Annotated in this window: 17 protein-coding genes; 10 read left to right on the forward strand and 7 right to left on the reverse strand. The window is 33.8% G+C overall.

The genetic code is table 11. The annotated features are described in order from the left end of the window. Positions 1–31: 31 nt before the first annotated feature. From porL to topA, 4 genes are all read right to left on the reverse strand, one after another. Positions 32–679: a type IX secretion system motor protein PorL/GldL gene (porL, locus tag ACWA1B_RS14720; RefSeq protein ID WP_456908151.1), complete on the reverse strand. Its 648-nt coding sequence runs from the start codon at positions 677–679 to the stop codon at positions 32–34. A gap of 57 nt (positions 680–736) precedes the next feature. Further along, positions 737–2,140: a T9SS ring complex lipoprotein PorK/GldK gene (porK, locus tag ACWA1B_RS14725; protein WP_426486272.1), complete on the reverse strand. Its 1,404-nt coding sequence runs from the start codon at positions 2,138–2,140 to the stop codon at positions 737–739. Positions 2,141–2,402: 262 nt separating this feature from the next. Then, a complete protein-coding gene (locus tag ACWA1B_RS14730) occupies positions 2,403–3,554 on the reverse strand; it encodes a formimidoylglutamase (RefSeq protein WP_456908154.1) in 1,152 nt (383 codons plus the stop codon). A 14-nt stretch (positions 3,555–3,568) separates the two neighbouring features. Then, positions 3,569–6,085, reverse strand: coding sequence for a type I DNA topoisomerase (gene topA, locus ACWA1B_RS14735; RefSeq protein ID WP_456908156.1), 2,517 nt, complete (start codon positions 6,083–6,085; stop codon positions 3,569–3,571). Positions 6,086–6,457: 372 nt separating this feature from the next. On the opposite strand from topA, the gene miaB reads away from it, so the two are divergent. The 9 genes from miaB to ACWA1B_RS14780 all read left to right on the forward strand — a co-directional run bounded on the left by miaB (position 6,458) and on the right by ACWA1B_RS14780 (position 15,886). Then, a complete protein-coding gene (gene miaB / locus ACWA1B_RS14740) occupies positions 6,458–7,903 on the forward strand; it encodes a tRNA (N6-isopentenyl adenosine(37)-C2)-methylthiotransferase MiaB (protein ID WP_456908158.1) in 1,446 nt (481 codons plus the stop codon). A gap of 43 nt (positions 7,904–7,946) precedes the next feature. Continuing rightward, entirely contained in the window at positions 7,947–8,336 is a 390-nt protein-coding gene (locus ACWA1B_RS14745; RefSeq protein ID WP_456908160.1) for a GxxExxY protein, read from the forward strand. 191 nt (positions 8,337–8,527) lie between these two features. Then, positions 8,528–9,784, forward strand: a complete 1,257-nt coding sequence (locus ACWA1B_RS14750) for a sigma-54 interaction domain-containing protein (protein ID WP_456908162.1) — start codon at positions 8,528–8,530, stop codon at positions 9,782–9,784. Positions 9,785–9,885: 101 nt separating this feature from the next. Further along, positions 9,886–10,404, forward strand: coding sequence for an LptE family protein (locus tag ACWA1B_RS14755; RefSeq protein ID WP_456908164.1), 519 nt, complete (start codon positions 9,886–9,888; stop codon positions 10,402–10,404). A gap of 85 nt (positions 10,405–10,489) precedes the next feature. Beyond that, a complete protein-coding gene (locus ACWA1B_RS14760) occupies positions 10,490–11,887 on the forward strand; it encodes a tetratricopeptide repeat protein (protein WP_456908166.1) in 1,398 nt (465 codons plus the stop codon). Positions 11,888–11,890: 3 nt separating this feature from the next. Then, entirely contained in the window at positions 11,891–12,226 is a 336-nt protein-coding gene (gene secG, locus ACWA1B_RS14765) for a preprotein translocase subunit SecG (RefSeq protein ID WP_035651795.1), read from the forward strand. A gap of 142 nt (positions 12,227–12,368) precedes the next feature. Further along, on the forward strand, positions 12,369–12,644 hold the full coding sequence (locus ACWA1B_RS14770) for a co-chaperone GroES (RefSeq protein ID WP_012023920.1): 276 nt from the start codon (positions 12,369–12,371) through the stop codon (positions 12,642–12,644). A gap of 79 nt (positions 12,645–12,723) precedes the next feature. Beyond that, the gene (gene groL, locus ACWA1B_RS14775) at positions 12,724–14,352 is read left to right on the forward strand and encodes a chaperonin GroEL (RefSeq protein ID WP_456908169.1); all 1,629 of its coding nucleotides are present in this window, start codon (positions 12,724–12,726) and stop codon (positions 14,350–14,352) included. A 331-nt stretch (positions 14,353–14,683) separates the two neighbouring features. Beyond that, complete coding sequence (locus tag ACWA1B_RS14780; RefSeq protein ID WP_456908171.1) at positions 14,684–15,886, forward strand: alkaline phosphatase family protein; 1,203 nt, start codon at positions 14,684–14,686, stop codon at positions 15,884–15,886. A gap of 164 nt (positions 15,887–16,050) precedes the next feature. Here the strand turns inward: ACWA1B_RS14780 and ACWA1B_RS14785 are convergent, their stop codons facing one another. The 3 genes from ACWA1B_RS14785 to ACWA1B_RS14795 all read right to left on the reverse strand — a co-directional run bounded on the left by ACWA1B_RS14785 (position 16,051) and on the right by ACWA1B_RS14795 (position 18,371). After that, positions 16,051–17,580, reverse strand: a complete 1,530-nt coding sequence (locus tag ACWA1B_RS14785; protein WP_456908173.1) for a SulP family inorganic anion transporter — start codon at positions 17,578–17,580, stop codon at positions 16,051–16,053. Positions 17,581–17,640: 60 nt separating this feature from the next. Further along, complete coding sequence (locus ACWA1B_RS14790; RefSeq protein WP_142450545.1) at positions 17,641–17,853, reverse strand: hypothetical protein; 213 nt, start codon at positions 17,851–17,853, stop codon at positions 17,641–17,643. 146 nt (positions 17,854–17,999) lie between these two features. Further along, positions 18,000–18,371, reverse strand: coding sequence for a hypothetical protein (locus tag ACWA1B_RS14795; protein ID WP_456908175.1), 372 nt, complete (start codon positions 18,369–18,371; stop codon positions 18,000–18,002). 85 nt (positions 18,372–18,456) lie between these two features. On the opposite strand from ACWA1B_RS14795, the gene ACWA1B_RS14800 reads away from it, so the two are divergent. Further along, positions 18,457–18,672: a hypothetical protein gene (locus tag ACWA1B_RS14800; protein ID WP_456908177.1), complete on the forward strand. Its 216-nt coding sequence runs from the start codon at positions 18,457–18,459 to the stop codon at positions 18,670–18,672. Positions 18,673–18,768 lie beyond the last annotated feature (96 nt).

Genomic DNA, 18,768 nt, shown 5'->3' on the forward strand with positions numbered 1-18,768 from the left:
TAATAATTTTAATATAATAGTTAAAAACTAATTATCCTTTGTTACTCATTGCAGAAAGCATTCCACCGTAAACACTGTTTAAAGAAGCGATATTAGCAGTCATAGATTGCATTTGCTCTTTTAATTTAGCAGCATTTTCAGCGATTTCACTATTAGCTTGTGCGTTTCTTGAAGCGCTTTCTAATTGTACTTTATATAAACTGTTTAATGATTCCATTTGTGCAGCAGCCATAGACATTTCTTCAGCATATTTCTTTTGTCCTGCAATTGAATCAACTGTTGGAGAGATTGCTTTAGCAGCTCCTTCGAAATTTTTGATTGAGTTTCCTAAGCTTGACATTAATTCACCATCAATTTTAGCTTCTTTTAATAATGAATCTAATTTTTGAGATAGCAATCCTTGAGCATCAGATGGAGTGTCAGCTTTTGCCTCTTTTTTTCTAGCTTGTCCGTTAGCTAATTCTGGGTAAACAAGAGTCCAATCTAACTCATCATCAACTGGTTCGAAAGCAGAAAGTGCAAAGATTAACGCTTCTGTAACTAATCCAACAGAAAGCATTAATGTTCCTGTCAATGGCCCAATTTCAAAGTGAGTAATTTTGAATAAAGCTCCAATAATTACTACTGCCGCTCCCATACCATAAGCGAAATTCATTGCTTTTTTACTTAATAATGCCATAATACTTTTTTTTTAGGTTTTAAAATAGATTTGTTGGTTATTGAATTTAATTATAATTTACTTTCTTTTTTTACTGCTTCCAGTTACTTGAGTTCCCATGTAATCTTGCACAGTTCTGAATCCAATATAACTTCTAGCTGAATCAGCATATTCGTGATCACGAGTACTTACCTGTAGGAAGTAAGCAACATCTTTCCAAGATCCTCCACGAACTACTTTTCTTTGATTGTTTCCGTCAATAACATTTGGGTTCATTGTAGAAACATATTCGTATGCATTTGGGTTGTAAGCTGAATCCGTCCATTCTGAAACGTTTCCTGCCATATTATATAAACCATAACCATTTACCTCATAAGACTTAGCTTCAACTGTGTACAAAGCTTCATCAGCAGCATAATCTCCTCTACTTGGTTTGAAGTTTGCCATGAAACAACCTCTATCACTCTTAGTGTAAGGACCTCCCCATGGGTAAGTTGCTGATTCCAGGCCTCCTCTTGCAGCATACTCCCATTCAGCCTCTGTTGGCAATCTGAAAGCATTTACTAAGTCACGTCCTTTTTTCTTAGATTTAATATAACTGTTTTTGTTTAAAGTTCTCCAAGCACAGAAAGCTTTTGCTTGTTTCCAAGTAACACCTACTACAGGATAATCACCGTAAGCTTTATGCCAGAAGTAGTCATTATGCATTGGCTCATTATATGAGTAAGCGAAATCTTTAATCCAAACTGTAGTATCGGGGTAAACACTTACTTGTTCTGTTTTAACGAAATCTTTTCTTTTTCCTACTTTAGCTTTTGCTGCAGCCTGAATATCCATCCAAGAATAACGGAATTTCAATTTATTTACATCAATTGTTCTCAAACCATTGTAAGATTCTTCAATTGGCAAATACATAGAATCCATTACTTCAGTGTAATACTCATCTGGATAAGCTTTTGTATCTTTAATTAACTTTACTTTTTTGTTTAATTTTCTACCAGCATATGGATCATCTTTTGTTCCTACACTGTAGTAGTTATCATACATATATTTATCATAAGCCGTCATTTTATCTGGCTCAGAATCATTAAATGCATAATCAGCAATACTGCCGCCTTTTTTTCCTTTAGCATCACCTGTAGCTTTTTGACCAGTTTCATCTGCCAAAATTGCTAAACGAACTCTCATTGTAGAGTCTTTTACCCACTCCACAAACTGACGATACTCGCTATTAGTGATTTCAGTCTCATCCATATAGAACGAACGAACTGTTACCGTTTTAGTTGGAGCATCTTCTACATTAGCTAAGTCAGCATCAGATTTACCCATAATAAAAGATCCGCCTGGAACCAAAGTCATTCCATAAGGTTTTTCAGGATGCCATTTCCCTCCTGTAACACCAACTAATTCACCTTTGTCACCTGACTTACCACAGCCAATTACTAGTGTTAACATTGCTGCAAATGCAATAAACTTCTTCATATAAATTTGGATTATCTATTCATTATTAAAAGTCCGTAAACGTATTTATTATTTATCTAAAAAACAATACTACTTGCGAATTTTATTTTACCGTTCAAAAATAATGTTAAATAAAATAAAAAAAAAATATTTCATCGATAAACTAACGTAAAAAATCGACCAAAAACATCAAATTTTATAATATATAATCTTTTTCTTATTAATATTTCTTAAATAATTTTTTAAGATTTTAAAAAATTAAGATTTTATTTGAAATTTTCTTCTACAAAGCATTTTTTCGCTGTGCTTTCCACCATCTTTCTGGCAATTCTTGATTGCAGGCGCATAAATATTCGTCGTATGAACACGGTAATAACGTATTTCTTTTCAATTTATTGCTGCCATTTGAAACAAATGGAATTTCAATCCACCAACGATCTGTTTTATCACTTTTGTAAAAAATAAGCTCCTCTTCTTCTAAAGGAACAATATATTTCAAATAATTTGTTCGACTTCCAAAAGGATATTCTTTTGAACGATAATGATATCCCTCAATAAAATACCAAACTATTTGCGCTATTAATACAGCTTCATGAACCGTACTATTATGATTAAAAATTCCGAATGCGGAAACTTTATCACTTATTCCTGAATATCTTGCTAAAGAACAGATCTCTTTTCCATTAAAACCATTTGGCTCAAACGAAACCAAATTCCCTGACTCTGAAGATTTTACAGAATTCAAATCAATACTAACCAAATCTGCATCTCTAAAAACAGGTTCCGCCAATGCAATATTAGTTGAAATTTCCCCTAATCTATAAGCATCAAAAAATAGTTTTTCGATCAAATCAATTTCTTCCTGAGAATTGTAATAGGTTTGATATCCTATATTACAATAATTAAACAGGTTATTTGGCTCATCTATAATGATTTTCGTCAAATAGGAACTAGCCGAAACCGATTCATTTTCTTTGCCAAAATCAAATCGGTTATCTACCGAAACTAAATTTACCATTTGCTCCAAATCGTCATAAGAACGATACAAAGCATACGTCAAATCCTGAGAACCTCCTAGAACTATAGGAATGATTTTATTTTTAATTAAAGAAGCCACAACTTTTTTAAGTGCAAAATAAGTATCATCGACTGAGTCTCCAGCCAGGATATCACCTAGATCTGCAATAGATGCATCCCAATTACCAGGAAACATACCATACAGCTTCTTACGAATTGCAGTCAGGTTAACTTCGTTTACCATATTAATGTTTCGTCTGTCCTCTAAAACACCAATAATCGCAATATTTATTTTACTTAAATCAGGAAATTGATCGTGGGTATGTAAAACTATTTTACTACCCAATTCTTGAGAAGACAACGAATTGATGAAATTTACAATTCCGTCGTTAACTGGTTCTAGAAAATCAAATTCCATTTATAGTACTTAAATTATTTCTTTTTAGCTGCTGCTTTTTTTGCCGGAGCCTTCTTTGCTGTTGTTGTTTTTTTTGCCGGAGCTTTTTTAGCTGGAGTTTTTGCTGCAATCATTTCCTGAACCTGAGGTAATGTTAATTTTGTTGCATCAACATCTTTACTTAGTTCGATTTTGATTTTACCTTTTGTAATAACAGATCGCCCCCAGCGTGCTTTTTCAACCAAAATACCTTCTTCTTCCCAATTGTGTAGCACTTTATCAATGTTCTTTTGCAATTTATCTTCAATCAATTCTTCAACATCAGCCTGAGATAAATTATCAAAATTGTATTTTTTGCTCACATTTACAAAAAGGCCATTCCATTTGATAAAAGGACCAAAACGTCCTACACCTTTTTGAACCGCTTCTCCTTTATATATAGCAATTGGCGCATCAGCAAGTGCTTTTTCGTCAATTAATTCCTGAGCTCTTTCTTTTGAAACACCTAAAGGATCCTCTCCTCTTGGCAACGAAATAAAGACACTTCCGTGACGTACATAAGGACCATAACGTCCATTATTAACTTCTACTTCTTCTCCTTTATAATCACCTAAACTTTTAGGAAGTAAAAATAAATTCAAAGCTTCTTCAAGAGTAATATTTCCAATATTTTGATCTGCCATTAGGCTGGCAAACTTTTTATCTTCGTCATCTGCTTCTCCAATTTGAGCCATTGGACCAAATTTTCCTAAACGGACAGAAACTTGTCTTCCGTCAGCATCCTTTCCAAGAATTCTTTCACCACTTTCACGTTCTGCATTTGCTTCAACTTCTTTTACATTTGGATGAAACTGATTGTAGAAATCCTGCATCATTATTGCCCAGTCGATATTTCCTTCGGCAATTTCGTCAAAGTCTTGCTCTACTTTTGCAGTAAAATTATAATCTAGAATGTTTCCGAAATTCTTCACTAAGAAATCAGTAACAATTGTTCCGATATCTGTCGGAACTAATTTCCCTTTGTCAGAACCCGTGTTTTCTTTTAAAACCTTCTCTCCTACTTTGCTATTTTGCAAAGTAAGTTGTGTATAATTACGTTCCTGACCTTCCAAAGTTCCTTTTTCAACATAATTTCTGTTGATGATTGTCGAAATGGTTGGTGCATATGTAGAAGGACGACCAATTCCAAGTTCTTCAAGTTTTTTAACCAAAGATGCCTCCGTATAACGTGCAGGCGGTCTTGAATATCGTTCTGTGGCTGTAATATAGTTATTTGCTAACTTTTCATTTACTTTTAAAGCAGGAAGCATTCCTTCTTGTTCTTCCTCATCATCATCATGTCCTTCCAAGTAAACTTTTAAGAAACCTTCAAAAAGCAATACTTCACCAGAAGCTGTAAAAACTTCATTATGATTATCTGCTTCAATTTTTACGTTTGTTCTTTCTAACTGTGCGTCGCTCATTTGCGAAGCCAAAGTTCTTTTCCAGATCAAATCATACAAACGAGCCTGATCACGATCGATATTTACCGAATGGCGTGACATATCAGTAGGACGAATTGCCTCGTGCGCTTCTTGTGCTCCTTTGCTTTTGTTTGCAAAAGTTCTCGGTTTGGAGAATTCTTTTCCGTAAGATTTTATGATTTCAGCTTCAGCTGCATCCATTGCATCTTTTGAAAGATTCACCGAATCCGTTCTCATATAAGTAATAAGTCCGGCTTCATACAAACGTTGCGCTAATTGCATTGTAATTCCAACTGGTAAATACAATTTTCTTGCTGCTTCCTGTTGAAGCGTCGAAGTTGTAAAAGGTGCTGTTGGTGATTTTTTGGTAGGTTTAGTTTCTAAATCGGCTACCTTATATTTAGAACCGATGTTTTTATTTAAAAAATCTTCGGCTTCTTTTTTAGTATTGAAGTTTTTAGGCAGTTTTGCTTTGAAAACTTTTCCAGCTTCATTTACAAATTCTGCAACAATTGAATAAGTCGCTACTGCATTAAAACTTTGAATTTCGCGCTCTCTTTCTACAATCAAACGTACAGAAACAGATTGTACACGTCCGGCAGAAAGTCCTCCTTTGATTTTTCTCCATAAAACCGGAGATAATTCGTAACCCACTAAACGATCCAGCACACGACGTGCTTGTTGCGCGTTTACTAAATTGTAATCAATTTCTCTTGGATTATCGATCGCTTTAAGAATCGCAGATTTTGTAATCTCATGAAAAACAATTCGTTTTGTTTTTTTTGTATCCAGTTTTAATTCTTCCGCCAAGTGCCATGAAATAGCCTCTCCCTCGCGGTCCTCATCGCTTGCCAACCAAACCATTTCGGCATTCTTAGATAGTGTTTTAAGTTTACTTACCAAAGCTTTTTTATCCGGAGAAACTTCATATTTAGGTTTAAAACCATTCTCTACATCTACCCCTATTTCCTTTGATGGTAAGTCGGCTATGTGACCATAACTTGACTCCACCTGAAAATCGTTCCCAAGAAATTTCTCGATCGTTTTCGCCTTTGCAGGTGATTCCACTATTACTAAATTCTTTGCCATTGCTCTTATTTTCTGCAACAAAAGTATTTATTTTTTTTAAATATCAACCTTATGATTGCATTTTTGAGTTATTTTAATAATATGTTTCTCAAAATTGCAGATTTATCTGTAATCTCTCCTATTATATATATAGGTGTAATTTTTACATCATTATGACCGAGAAATTCCTTTATTTTAGATCGCAGATTTTAGTTTTTAGATTTATCGCAATCGCATTTAAACTTTTCCCTAATACATATCAATTGAAAAAATACCCCATAATCTACAATCTAAAATCTGCGATCTAAAATTTTTAAAACATTGTTAATTCTTTCCCTGCCATCTTGTCATATTCACATCAATTACCCTATCTTTGCACTTTGAAATTTTACAATGGAAAAGATTATTGAAGAAAGCAAACAGGGCGAAAGTCTTGTTTTGGAGAATAAACCTGAAAATACTAAAAAACTTTTTATAGAAAGTTACGGATGTGCGATGAATTTTTCGGACAGTGAAGTCGTAGCCTCTATTTTATCTGACGGAGGATATAACACTACTTCAGTTTTAGAAGAAGCTGATTTGGTTTTGGTAAATACTTGTTCAATTAGAGATAAGGCAGAACAAACAATTCGTAAACGTCTGGAAAAATACAACGCTGTAAAACGCACAAATCCGAAAATGAAAGTAGGCGTTCTAGGTTGTATGGCGGAACGTTTGAAAAGTCAATTTTTGGAGGAAGAAAAAATAGTCGACCTTGTTGTTGGCCCTGATGCTTATAAAGATCTTCCGAATTTATTAGCCGAAGTTGAAGAAGGTCGTGACGCTATTAATGTAATTTTATCAAAAGAAGAAACTTACGGAGACATTTCGCCAGTTCGTTTGATGAGTAACGGAATCACAGCTTTAGTTTCGATTACTCGTGGTTGCGATAATATGTGTACGTTTTGCGTTGTTCCTTTTACACGCGGACGTGAGCGTAGTCGTGAGCCTCAAAGTATCATGAATGAAATCAAAGATCTTTGGGAGAAAGGTTTTAAAGAAATTACACTTTTAGGACAAAACGTCGATAGTTATCTTTGGTATGGCGGCGGATTAAAAAAAGATTTCGTAAACGCTTCTGAAATGCAAAAAGCAACTGCTGTCGATTTTGATCAATTGCTGGAAATGGTTGCGGTTGGTTTTCCAAAAATGAGAATCAGATTCTCAACTTCAAATCCGCAGGATATGCACGAAAGCATTCTTCATGTTATTGCAAAATATCCAAATATCTGTAAACACATTCACTTGCCAGTTCAGTCTGGAAGTAATCGAATTTTGAAAGAAATGAATCGCTTGCATACTCGTGAAGAATATATGGCCTTGATTGATAAAATTAGAGCAATTATTCCAGATGCTTCGATTTCGCAAGATATGATTGCCGGATTTCCAACAGAAACCGAAGAGGATCACCAAGATACCTTGAGTTTAATGGAATATGTAAAATATAATTTCGGTTATATGTATTCCTATTCTGAACGTCCCGGAACTTTGGCAGGAAGAAAAATGAAAGATGATGTTGAAGAAGAAACCAAAGCCCGAAGATTACAGGAAATTGTCGATTTACAACAAAAACATGCTTGGTTTAGAAGTGAAGAATTTGTTGGAAAAACAGTTGAAGTTTTGGTAGAAAAAGTTTCTAAAAAATCTGCAGCCGAATTTTCAGGAAGAAACTCTCAAAGTATAACAGTAGTTTTCCCGAAGGAGAATTACAAAATTGGAGATTTTGTAAATGTAAAAATCACAAGCTGTACTTCTGGAACACTGAAAGGTGAAGCTGTAGGATATTCTGAAATGAATTAATTTTTAACCGCAAATTACACAAATTTCCGCAAATTATTTTTTTATGATTGATGGCAACGAATATTACTACAAGAAAGATCAAAATTATCAAATTGTAGGTATGTGCATGGAAGTACATAGATTATTAGGACCCGGATTACTTGAAATTGTATATAAAGATGCATTAGAAATTGAATTTAAAAATAACAACATTCCATATCATCGAGAAAAAGAATTTGCAATTGAATATAAGGGAACTATTTTGCCTCATAAATTTTATGCCGATTTTGTGGTTTATGATGACATAATATTAGAAGTAAAATCTGTAAAAGAAATCTGTAATGATCATCTTGCACAGGTTTTAAATTATATGAAACTAGCAGATACTCCTGTTGGAATAATTGCAAATTTTCAAAACAAATCATTAGTGCACAAAAGATTAATAAATTCATAAATAAAATTTGCGCTAATTTGTGTAATTTGTGGTTAATTAGTAATAAAGATTTCTAACGATTTTAAAAAAGATCCGTATTACTCATTTTAATCTGTGGCAAAAGATAAAAATTATAGGCCAAAAGTTTAAACGTTAAAGGTCAAATCAAAAACTTGAAACCTGAAACAAAAAAACTTGAAACAAAAAACTATATGGAAACAGTTCAAGCAATAAAACAACGATTTGAAATTATTGGAAATGATCCGAAATTAAATCGTGCTATCGAAAAAGCCATTCAGGTTGCTCCAACTGATATTTCGGTTATGGTAACTGGAGAAAGTGGTGTTGGTAAAGAAAATATTCCAAGAATTATACATTCGCTTTCACACAGAAAGCACGGAAAATATATTGCCGTAAACTGTGGTGCAATTCCGGAAGGAACTATTGACAGTGAACTTTTTGGTCACGAAAAAGGAGCTTTTACCGGTGCAACAAGTACACGTGAAGGTTATTTTGAAGTGGCTGACGGAGGAACAATTTTTCTTGATGAAGTTGGTGAATTGCCATTGACAACTCAGGTTAGATTACTTCGTGTTTTGGAAAATGGCGAATTCATAAAAGTAGGTTCTTCTCAGGTTCAGAAAACCAATGTGAGAATTGTTGCTGCAACAAACGTGAATTTATTTAATGCAATCGAAAAAGGAAAATTCCGTGAAGATTTGTATTATCGTTTAACAACGGTAGAAATTACATTACCACCTTTGCGTGAGCGAAATGACGACATCCATTTATTATTCAGAAAATTTGTTGCCGATTTTGCTCATAAATACAAAATGCCGCCTTTAAGATTAGATGACGATGCAGTGCAGCTTTTGCAAAAATTCAGATGGAGCGGAAATATTCGCCAACTCCGAAATGTTGCAGAGCAAATTTCGGTTTTAGAAACCAATCGCGATATTAGTCTGGCAACTTTGCAATCTTATTTACCTGCCGAAGGAAGCAGCTTGCCTTCTGTAATTAGCGACAGTAAAAAAGAAAGTGATTTCAGTACAGAAAGAGACATATTATATAAGGTGCTTTTTGATATGAAAAGTGACCTTAATGATTTGAAAAAACTGACACTCGAACTAATGAAAAATGGTTCTTCAAAAGTACAGGATATCAATCCAAATTTAATTCAGAAAATATACGGGAATCAAGAAAACGACAGCGAAATTGATTTTGAAGAAGAACCAAGAACAGCAGTCATGACGCCTGCAAGCCGTGAAGACAATTATCAAATTCAGGACGATAATTATTTATTTGCCGAAACCATTGAGGAGGAAGAAATTTTACGTTTAGAACAAAAGGAAATCGAAATGATCAAAAAATCATTAGAAAAAAACAAAGGAAAACGTAAAGCTGCTGCCGATGAATTGGGGATTTCTGAAAGAACATTATATCGAAAAATTAAACAATTTGATTTATAAAAATAATTAAATTACGATTTCAAATTCCAAAATTCAATTACCTATATTTGGACACAATTGGAATTTGGATCTTATAACATTGGACTTTTCTAATCATCATTATGAAAAAAATATATTCTCTATTTGCATTTTTAAGTCTGTTCTTATTAAGCGGATGCAATGTTTACAACTTTACAGGAACAGGAACTATTGATGCCAAAACATTTCAGGTTAACTTTTTCCAAAATAATGCCGATTTAATTGAACCTGGAATCGACCGACAATTCACATTGGCATTACAAGATTTGATTATGAATCAAACCAACCTTAATTTAGTAAGCAACAGTGGAGATTTAGTATATGAAGGAGAAATTGTAGATTACAGAATAAGTCCGATGACAGCAACAGCTGTTGCTGCAGATGGTAGCGTAGGAGCTGCACAAAACCGTTTAACAATTCGTGTAAATGTTCGTTTTACAAACAAGAAAAACGAAAAGGATGATTTCGAAAAACAATTTGAATTTTATAATGACTTTGCAGGAACAGATTTGCCCACAGGAACAGTTTTAAACAATGCAATTCAGACTATTTTTGAAAGAATCACTCAAGATATTTTCAATGAGTCATTGGCCAAATGGTAATAATGTTTATTTGTTGAATCGTTTAATCGATTTAACAGTTAAACGAATAAACGATTAAACAATAAAAAACGATTAAACAGTAAAAATGAACGTAACCGATTATACATACCTAATAAACAAACCTGATACCGTTACAGAAAAACAGGCTGAAACATTAGGAAGTGTTTTGAATGAATTTCCATATTTTCAAAGTGCACGCGCATTGCGATTAAAAGGTCTTTACAAACAAAACAGCTTTAAGTATAATTATGCTTTAAAAGTAACGGCTGCGCACACTACCGATCGTTCGGTTTTGTTTGATTTTATTACTTCAGAAGAATTTACTCCTATTCAGGGCGAATATTACAATCGCAAATTGAGAGATCTTTTGAATATTACAGTTTTTGATGTTGAAATTATCTCGGCCGAAGAAAAAAAGAAACTTGCTGAAGTGCGAATAGATCCTATTGAAAAATCAATTTTGGATTCTATTAAAGAAGCAACAACTGTAACTTTTGAAGAACCAACAAAAACAGAAGAAAAACCAATTGAACCTGTTTTTGAAGAAAAAACAATTCAATCTGAATTTCAAGAACCAGCAGTCGAACTTTCTGTTAAAGAAGAAACACCTATTATTAAGGAACCAAGCAGAACTTTTCTGGAAGACAGATTAGATGATGAAATTCCAAATATACATATAGATCCAATTCAAAAATCAGTATTCAATGCTATTAAGGAAGCGGAGAATGTAATTTTTGAAGAAGTTAAAACACCTGAAGAATCCGTTTCGATTAAAATTCCGGAAACAATAATTACTCCGGAAGAAACTATAATTTCAGAAAACCCTCAAGTAGCTGAAACTCCAGAAACAATACTGATTACTGAAGAGACAATAACCATTTCAGAACCCGAAAAAATCGAAATACCTGAAACGGTAATCAAAGCTGAGGAAATCACAACACTTCCAGATCCAATAAAAGTTGAAATTTCTGAAGCAGTAAAAACTGCGGAAGAAAATTTAGAAATCGGAAAACCACTAGATTTTTCAGGAAATGAAAAACATTCATTTCAGGAGTGGCTACAATTAGCTAGAACAGAACCTATTGACAGAACCAAAGAAGCGCCAATGGAAGAAAATCTAACAGAGAATGCGATTGAAAAAGCAGAACAAACATTAGGAACAGTCGCTAAAGAAGAAAAAGTAGAAGACAAAAAAAAGAAAAAAGCCGAAATAATCGACCGTTTTATTGAGGCAAACCCAAAAATTTCTCCAATAAAGCAAACTGCAATAACAGCATCAGCTCAGCTCGACATCAATAAAGACGAGAGTTCTTATTTAATGACAGAGACTTTAGCCCGAGTATATTTGGAACAAAAAAAATATACAAAAGCAATTCAAGCATATGAAATATTAATTTTGAAATATCCAGAAAAAATTACTTTCTTTGCAGACCGCATATCGGATATAAAGATTTTACAACAAAATAACAATAACAATAATTAAGTAATGAGCACATTTTCAATTTTTTTAGTTTTAATCACAATAGTTTGTTTTCTATTGATCGTCGTAATTATGGTACAAAACCCTAAAGGAGGCGGATTATCTTCTACTATCAGCGGAACACAAATGTTAGGCGGTGTACAAAAAACAACTGACTTTTTAGATAAAAGTACTTGGACATTAGCTACTGTTTTGATTGTTTTAATTTTACTTTCAAGCTTAAGCTTTACAGGATCATTAAACGACACAGGATCTAAAATTATTGAAAAAACTGAAGCTCCTGCAACTACACCAGCAGCTCCTGCTCAAGGAACTCCTGCACCTGCAGCACCAGCAAAATAATTAAAGCTCGATATAAAATCAAATGCCAGCCTGTCAAAGCTGGCATTTTTTTTAAGAAAAAATGTCAGTTTACTGAGCGTGGCATAATTTCTGAAAGTTTCTTGAACATTAAAAAACGTATAACTAATAATAATAAAAAATCATGGCATTAAACATTAAACCCCTTTCAGACCGCGTACTTATTGAACCTGTTGCAGCTGAAACTAAAACTGCCTCAGGTATTTTTATTCCAGACACTGCCAAAGAAAAACCACAAAAAGGAACTGTAGTTGCAGTTGGAAACGGATCTAAAGATCATACTATGACTGTAAAAGTTGGCGATACTGTTCTTTATGGTAAATATGCAGGAACTGAACTAAAATTAGAAGGAACTGATTATCTAATCATGCGTGAGGACGATATTTTAGCGATTATCTAAAAATATTGTATTAAGTACGGAGCATTAAGAACTTCATTTAACTTGAAACAAATCAAACTTTAAACAAAAATTAAAAAAAATGGCAAAAGATATAAAATTTGATATTGAAGCACGTGACGGATTAAAACGTGGTGTTGATGCATTAGCAAATGCTGTAAAAGTAACTCTTGGACCAAAAGGTCGTAACGTAATTATCGGAAAATCATTTGGTGGACCTACAGTTACTAAAGATGGTGTTTCTGTTGCAAAAGAAATCGAATTAAAAGACCCATTAGAAAATATGGGTGCGCAAATGGTAAAAGAAGTTGCTTCTAAAACCAATGATTTAGCGGGTGACGGAACAACAACTGCTACAGTTTTAGCTCAGGCTATCGTAAAAGAAGGCCTTAAAAACGTTGCTGCAGGTGCAAATCCAATGGATTTAAAACGTGGTATCGACAAAGCGGTCGAAACTATCGTGGCTGATTTAGCTAAACAAGCTAAAGTTGTTGGAAGTGATTCTGATAAAATCAAACAAATTGCTTCTATCTCTGCTAACAATGACGAAGTTATTGGTGAGTTAATCGCTACTGCTTTCGCTAAAGTTGGAAAAGAAGGTGTTATCACTGTTGAAGAGGCTAAAGGAACGGATACTTTCGTAGATGTTGTTGAAGGAATGCAGTTTGACAGAGGATATCTTTCTCCTTACTTTGTAACAAATCCAGAGAAAATGGAAGTTGAATTAGACTCTCCATATATCTTATTATACGACAAAAAAGTATCTTCTTTAAAAGAATTACTTCCAGTTTTAGAGCCAGTTGCTCAATCAGGAAAACCATTATTGATTATTGCTGAAGATGTTGACGGAGAAGCTCTTTCTACATTAGTAGTAAACAAATTAAGAGGTGCTCTTAAAATTGCTGCTGTAAAAGCTCCAGGTTTTGGTGACAGAAGAAAAGCAATGTTAGAAGATATCGCAATCTTAACGGGTGGAACTGTAATTTCTGAAGAAAGAGGTTATACTTTAGAAAATACAACTATCGAAATGTTAGGAAACGCAAAAAGAGTTTCTATCGATAAAGACAACACAACTATCGTAAGTGGTGCTGGTGAGGCTGATATCATCAAAAACAGAGTTAACCAAATTAAAGGTCAGATGGAAACTACTACATCTGATTACGATAAAGAAAAATTGCAAGAGCGTTTGGCTAAATTAGCTGGCGGTGTTGCTGTTCTTTATGTTGGTGCTGCTTCCGAAGTTGAAATGAAAGAGAAAAAAGACAGAGTTGACGACGCTTTACACGCAACTCGTGCAGCTGTAGAAGAAGGAATCGTTGCTGGAGGTGGTGTTGCTTTATTACGAGCAAAACTTGCTTTAGCAGACTTAAAAGCTGACAATGCTGATGAAGCAACTGGAATTCAAATCGTTTCTCGCGCAGTTGAAGCTCCATTAAGAACTATCGTTGAAAATGCTGGTCTTGAAGGTTCTGTTGTTGTAGCTAAAGTTGCTGAAGGTTCAGGAGATTTTGGATACAATGCAAAAACGGACGAATATGTAGATATGCTTAAAGCTGGAATTATCGATCCTAAAAAAGTTACTCGTGTTGCATTAGAAAATGCTGCATCTGTTTCTGGAATGATCTTAACTACAGAATGTGCATTAATTGATATTAAAGAAGAAAGCGCTGGCGGAATGCCAATGGGTGGCGGAATGCCAGGAATGATGTAATCGTTCTTTTCTTAAAACTTAAAACGCCAGATTAATGTCTGGCGTTTTTTGTTCGCCACGAATTCACGAATTTTATTTTTCTAAACTTTATGGATTTTTTTTAACCTTAGATTACACAAATTAAAAGGATTTCAATCTGTGAGAATCTTTTTTAATCTGTGGCAAAATTCTTTCACATAAAGCATTCGTTTAATTAATGATAATGATTTTTAAAGACAAAGATTTGAAAAATAAAATTCGTGAATTCGTGGCTATCACCTTTATTTAACATTCTCTTTTTCTTTAAAAAATCTGTTATCTCTACCTTTGCAGTTCTATTTAAAATTGCAAAATGAGAAAATTCACAACTCAGCTTCTATCTTTTACATTCTTACTTCTTACTACTTTTTCGCAAGCCCAAACCAATAAAGATACTTACATCGTTTTAGTTTCAATGGATGGATTTCGCTGGGATTATCAAAAACAATTCAATCTTCCAAATCTAAAGCAAATTGAAAAAGAAGGCGTTCATGCTAAATCAATGAAACCATCTTATCCGAGCAAAACTTTCCCGAATCATTATTCTATAGTGACAGGCCTTTATCCGGATCATCACGGAATTATTAATAATGTTTTTTATGATTCAGCTTTGAAGGAATCTTTCTCATTATCATCTTATGCAAAAAATGATTCAAGATTTTATGGCGGAAATCCGATTTGGAATTTAGCAGAGCAACAAGGTGTAAAAACAGCTTCTTTTTTCTGGCCAGGTTCTGATATTGATAAACGAAATCCGAGTTATTTCAAAAAATACGACAACAAAATTCCGTACAGAGCTAGAATTGATACCGTTATGAAATGGTTACAACTTCCTGAGAAACAAAGACCACATTTAGTTACATTATATTTTGACGAACCAGATCATACAGGACATAATTTTGGTCCGCTTTCGTCAGAAAATAAAAAAATGGTCATTAAAATGGATTCCATTATGGGAGAAATATCCCGAAAACTGGATCAATTACCAATAGGAAAACAAATCAATTTGGTTATTGTCTCTGACCACGGAATGGCCAATATCAGCAATGATAAAAAAGTAGCCGTTTTAGACTATATAAAACCTGAATGGCTGGGTTACAAAGACGTAATTAATCCAATTATGAGTTTACAGGCAAAAGCTGGATTTCAGGATTCAATTGCAAATGCTTTAAAAAAAGTCCCTCATATCAAATTCTGGAAAGCAACTGAAGTTCCAAAAAGACTACATTACGGAACCAATCCGCGAGTTCATGATTTTGTTATTGAAGCTGATAAAGGATGGAGTTTGGTAAGCAAAGAGTCTCAAAACATAAAAGGCGGAACTCACGGTTATGACAACAATGAAAAAGATATGCATGCTATTTTTTATGCAAAAGGTCCAGCTTTCAAAGTAAACAAGAAAATAAAAACATTTCAGAATGTTTCCGTTTATCCTTTAATAGCTCATATTTTAGGATTGCAAATTGGTGAAGTTGACGGGAAACTGATTGATGTAAAATCAGCTTTAGTTAATTAGACAATGTGACTATTTAATAATTAAATATTACTAAAATAACAATAAACTCGACAGGTTTTAAAAACCTATCGGGTTTGTTTATATATCCTGCATACATAAGACGCTCTGTAATGCATCGCTATCGAAAACCTAAACAGATAAATTAATTTACTATCAAACAATTATTAAGACACAACTTTATAAGTTGGATCTTCAATCACATTTACATTTATCACCGCATCAGCATTTTTAAGTAATTGACGGCAGTCTGCACTTAAATGCTGTAGTTCTATAGTTTTATTCACTTGATTATATTTTTTAGTCAAATTGTTCAGCGCTTCAATTGCCGACATATCAGAAACACGGCTTTCTTTAAAATCAATTATAACATGATTTGGGTCATTTTGAATATCAAATTTTTCCATAAAAGCAGTTATCGAGCCAAAAAATAACGGACCATAAATCTCGTAATGTTTTATTCCGTTTTCATCTATATAGTTTCTAGCACGAATTCTTTTGGCGCTTTCCCAGGCAAAAACTAAAGCCGAAATAATTACGCCAATCAAGACAGCCAAAGCCAGATTATGAAGCACAATTGTAATTACAGCAACCAAAATCCCTACAAAAATATCGTGTCTTGGCATTTTGTTGATAATCCTGAAACTTGCCCATTCAAAAGTGGTAATGGCCACCATCATCATAACACCAACTAATGCAGCCATTGGCAATTTCCCAATTACCGGCGCTCCAAAAAGAATAATAATCAAAATAGTCAGCGCAGCAATAATTCCCGAAAGTCGGGCACGTGAGCCAGCGCCAAGATTAACTAAAGTTTGTGCAATCATTGGACAGCCTCCCATTCCGTAGAAAAAACCGTTTAAAATATTCGAACTTCCTTGTGCAATACATTCACGATTACTGTTTCCTCGGGTTCCGGTAATTTCATCGACTAAATTAAGCGTCAGTAAACCTTCCGTTAAACCAACTGCAGCAACAATAACCGAATACGGAAATATGATTTTAAAAGTTTCAAAAGAAAGTGGAATATTTGGAATATGAAAAGGAGGAAATCCACCTTGAACAGAAGCAATATCTTCAACCGTTTTGGTTTCTATGTTAAAGATAATAACCAAAGCAAAAACCACGATAATAGCAACCAAAGAAGCCGGAACCGTTTTTGTGATTTTAGGGAAAACCAAAACAATAGCAATTGTCAGTGCAACCAAACCGAGCATAATATAAAGAGGCGTTCCCTGAAGCCAGGAAACCTGCCCGTTGACAATAGTTTTGAACTGTTCCAATTGTGACATAAAGATCACTACCGCCAAACCATTTACAAAACCAAACATTACAGGTTGCGGCACTAGGCGAATAAATTTTCCAAGTTTAAAAAGCCCAATACAAATTTGAACTACACCGCCCAATGCGACAGCAGCAAAAACATATTCGATACCGTGCGATTTCATTAAGGCAATTAAAACAATTACAGTAGCTCCCGCCCCGCCCGATATCATTCCCGGTCTTCCTCCAAAAATAGCCGTTACCAATCCGGCAATAAAAGCAGCATATAAACCAACTAAAGGCGGGAATCCAGCCAAAATTGCAAACGACAACGATTCTGGAATCATGGTCATGGCAACAGTTAAACCGGCTAAAATCTCGTTTTTGTAATTGATTTTTTGCGTAAAATCGAAGAGTCGGAATGCTTTTTTCATAGGACACAAATGTAAAAAATAATACCTAGAAGAGACCCAAGCTTTTCTATTCTCTACATTCTACTCCAACCTCACACAAGTATACCCTAAACAATGCACATAATCAATTATATTATCACATTCAAGATCAACACCTTCAACCCTTAATATCTTATCACAATCCTCCAGGTCAAAATTGATTTTGTAATCTGGAAACTGAGTTTGGATAACAGCAATAACATAATTTTTATCTGCCTCTTTCTGAACATTTGTTTTAAAAACTTCCACCACCATAACCGTCTAGATTTGAGTGATTTAAAATTAAATAAAAACTTTCAAAATTGAAATTTTTATTTAAGTAAATTCTCTACTTTTTATTACGAAGAAATAGATTTTGAACGGAAAACAACATTCAGTATAATTTTAGCTATAAGGCACGATTACTCTTCCTTTCTACTATAAACAGCCACCTTATCCTCTAAATACATAATTTCCTTTTTAAGACTTTCGATAGTTTCTTTTCGAGAATCGGCGAGGTCTTTATAATGTGACGAAAAATCGTGATCTGAGGATTCTGATTGTAAATTTACTGTTCGGCGCAACATAGGACCTTCATTTCTTATCAACCATTCGCAGCTATATTGTGGATATATTTCAACAATCTTTAAAATCCATTTTGCTTGTATGTCACTTTTTTTGGCAATAGCACGAGATAGAACACCTTTGCTTGCACCAATTTTTTCTTCTAGCTTTGTTATCCCAATCCCTTCATTGTCAGCCAAACACTTAATATTATCTAGAATACCACTCATTTATGTAAGAAATTGTTTTCAAATTATTTGGTTTTGTTGAAAATTATCATCTATATTTGTTTCACTATTTAAAACAAATTAGACAATGGACAAAAGTAAGACAAAAAACTATAATTCCTACAATTCTACAATACTAGAGGCTTTGTTTTTAAAATATGGAGTCTCAAAATATTATATTCGTCAATGCGTGAAAGGCGCTATAAAAGGAATCAAAGCGGATAATATCAAAAAAGACTATTTCATAATGGAAAAAGCACACGGAGATATTGTTTCTCATCTTATAAAAAAATCATTAGAGTAAACTTCAAAAGAAATTATATAAATAAATTAAAAGGATTCTATTTTCTAATTTAAAGATAGAAATAAATGGTTATTTGAGACTAAATCCCCGAAGCTT

This window comes from Flavobacterium xizangense (assembly GCF_054075145.1).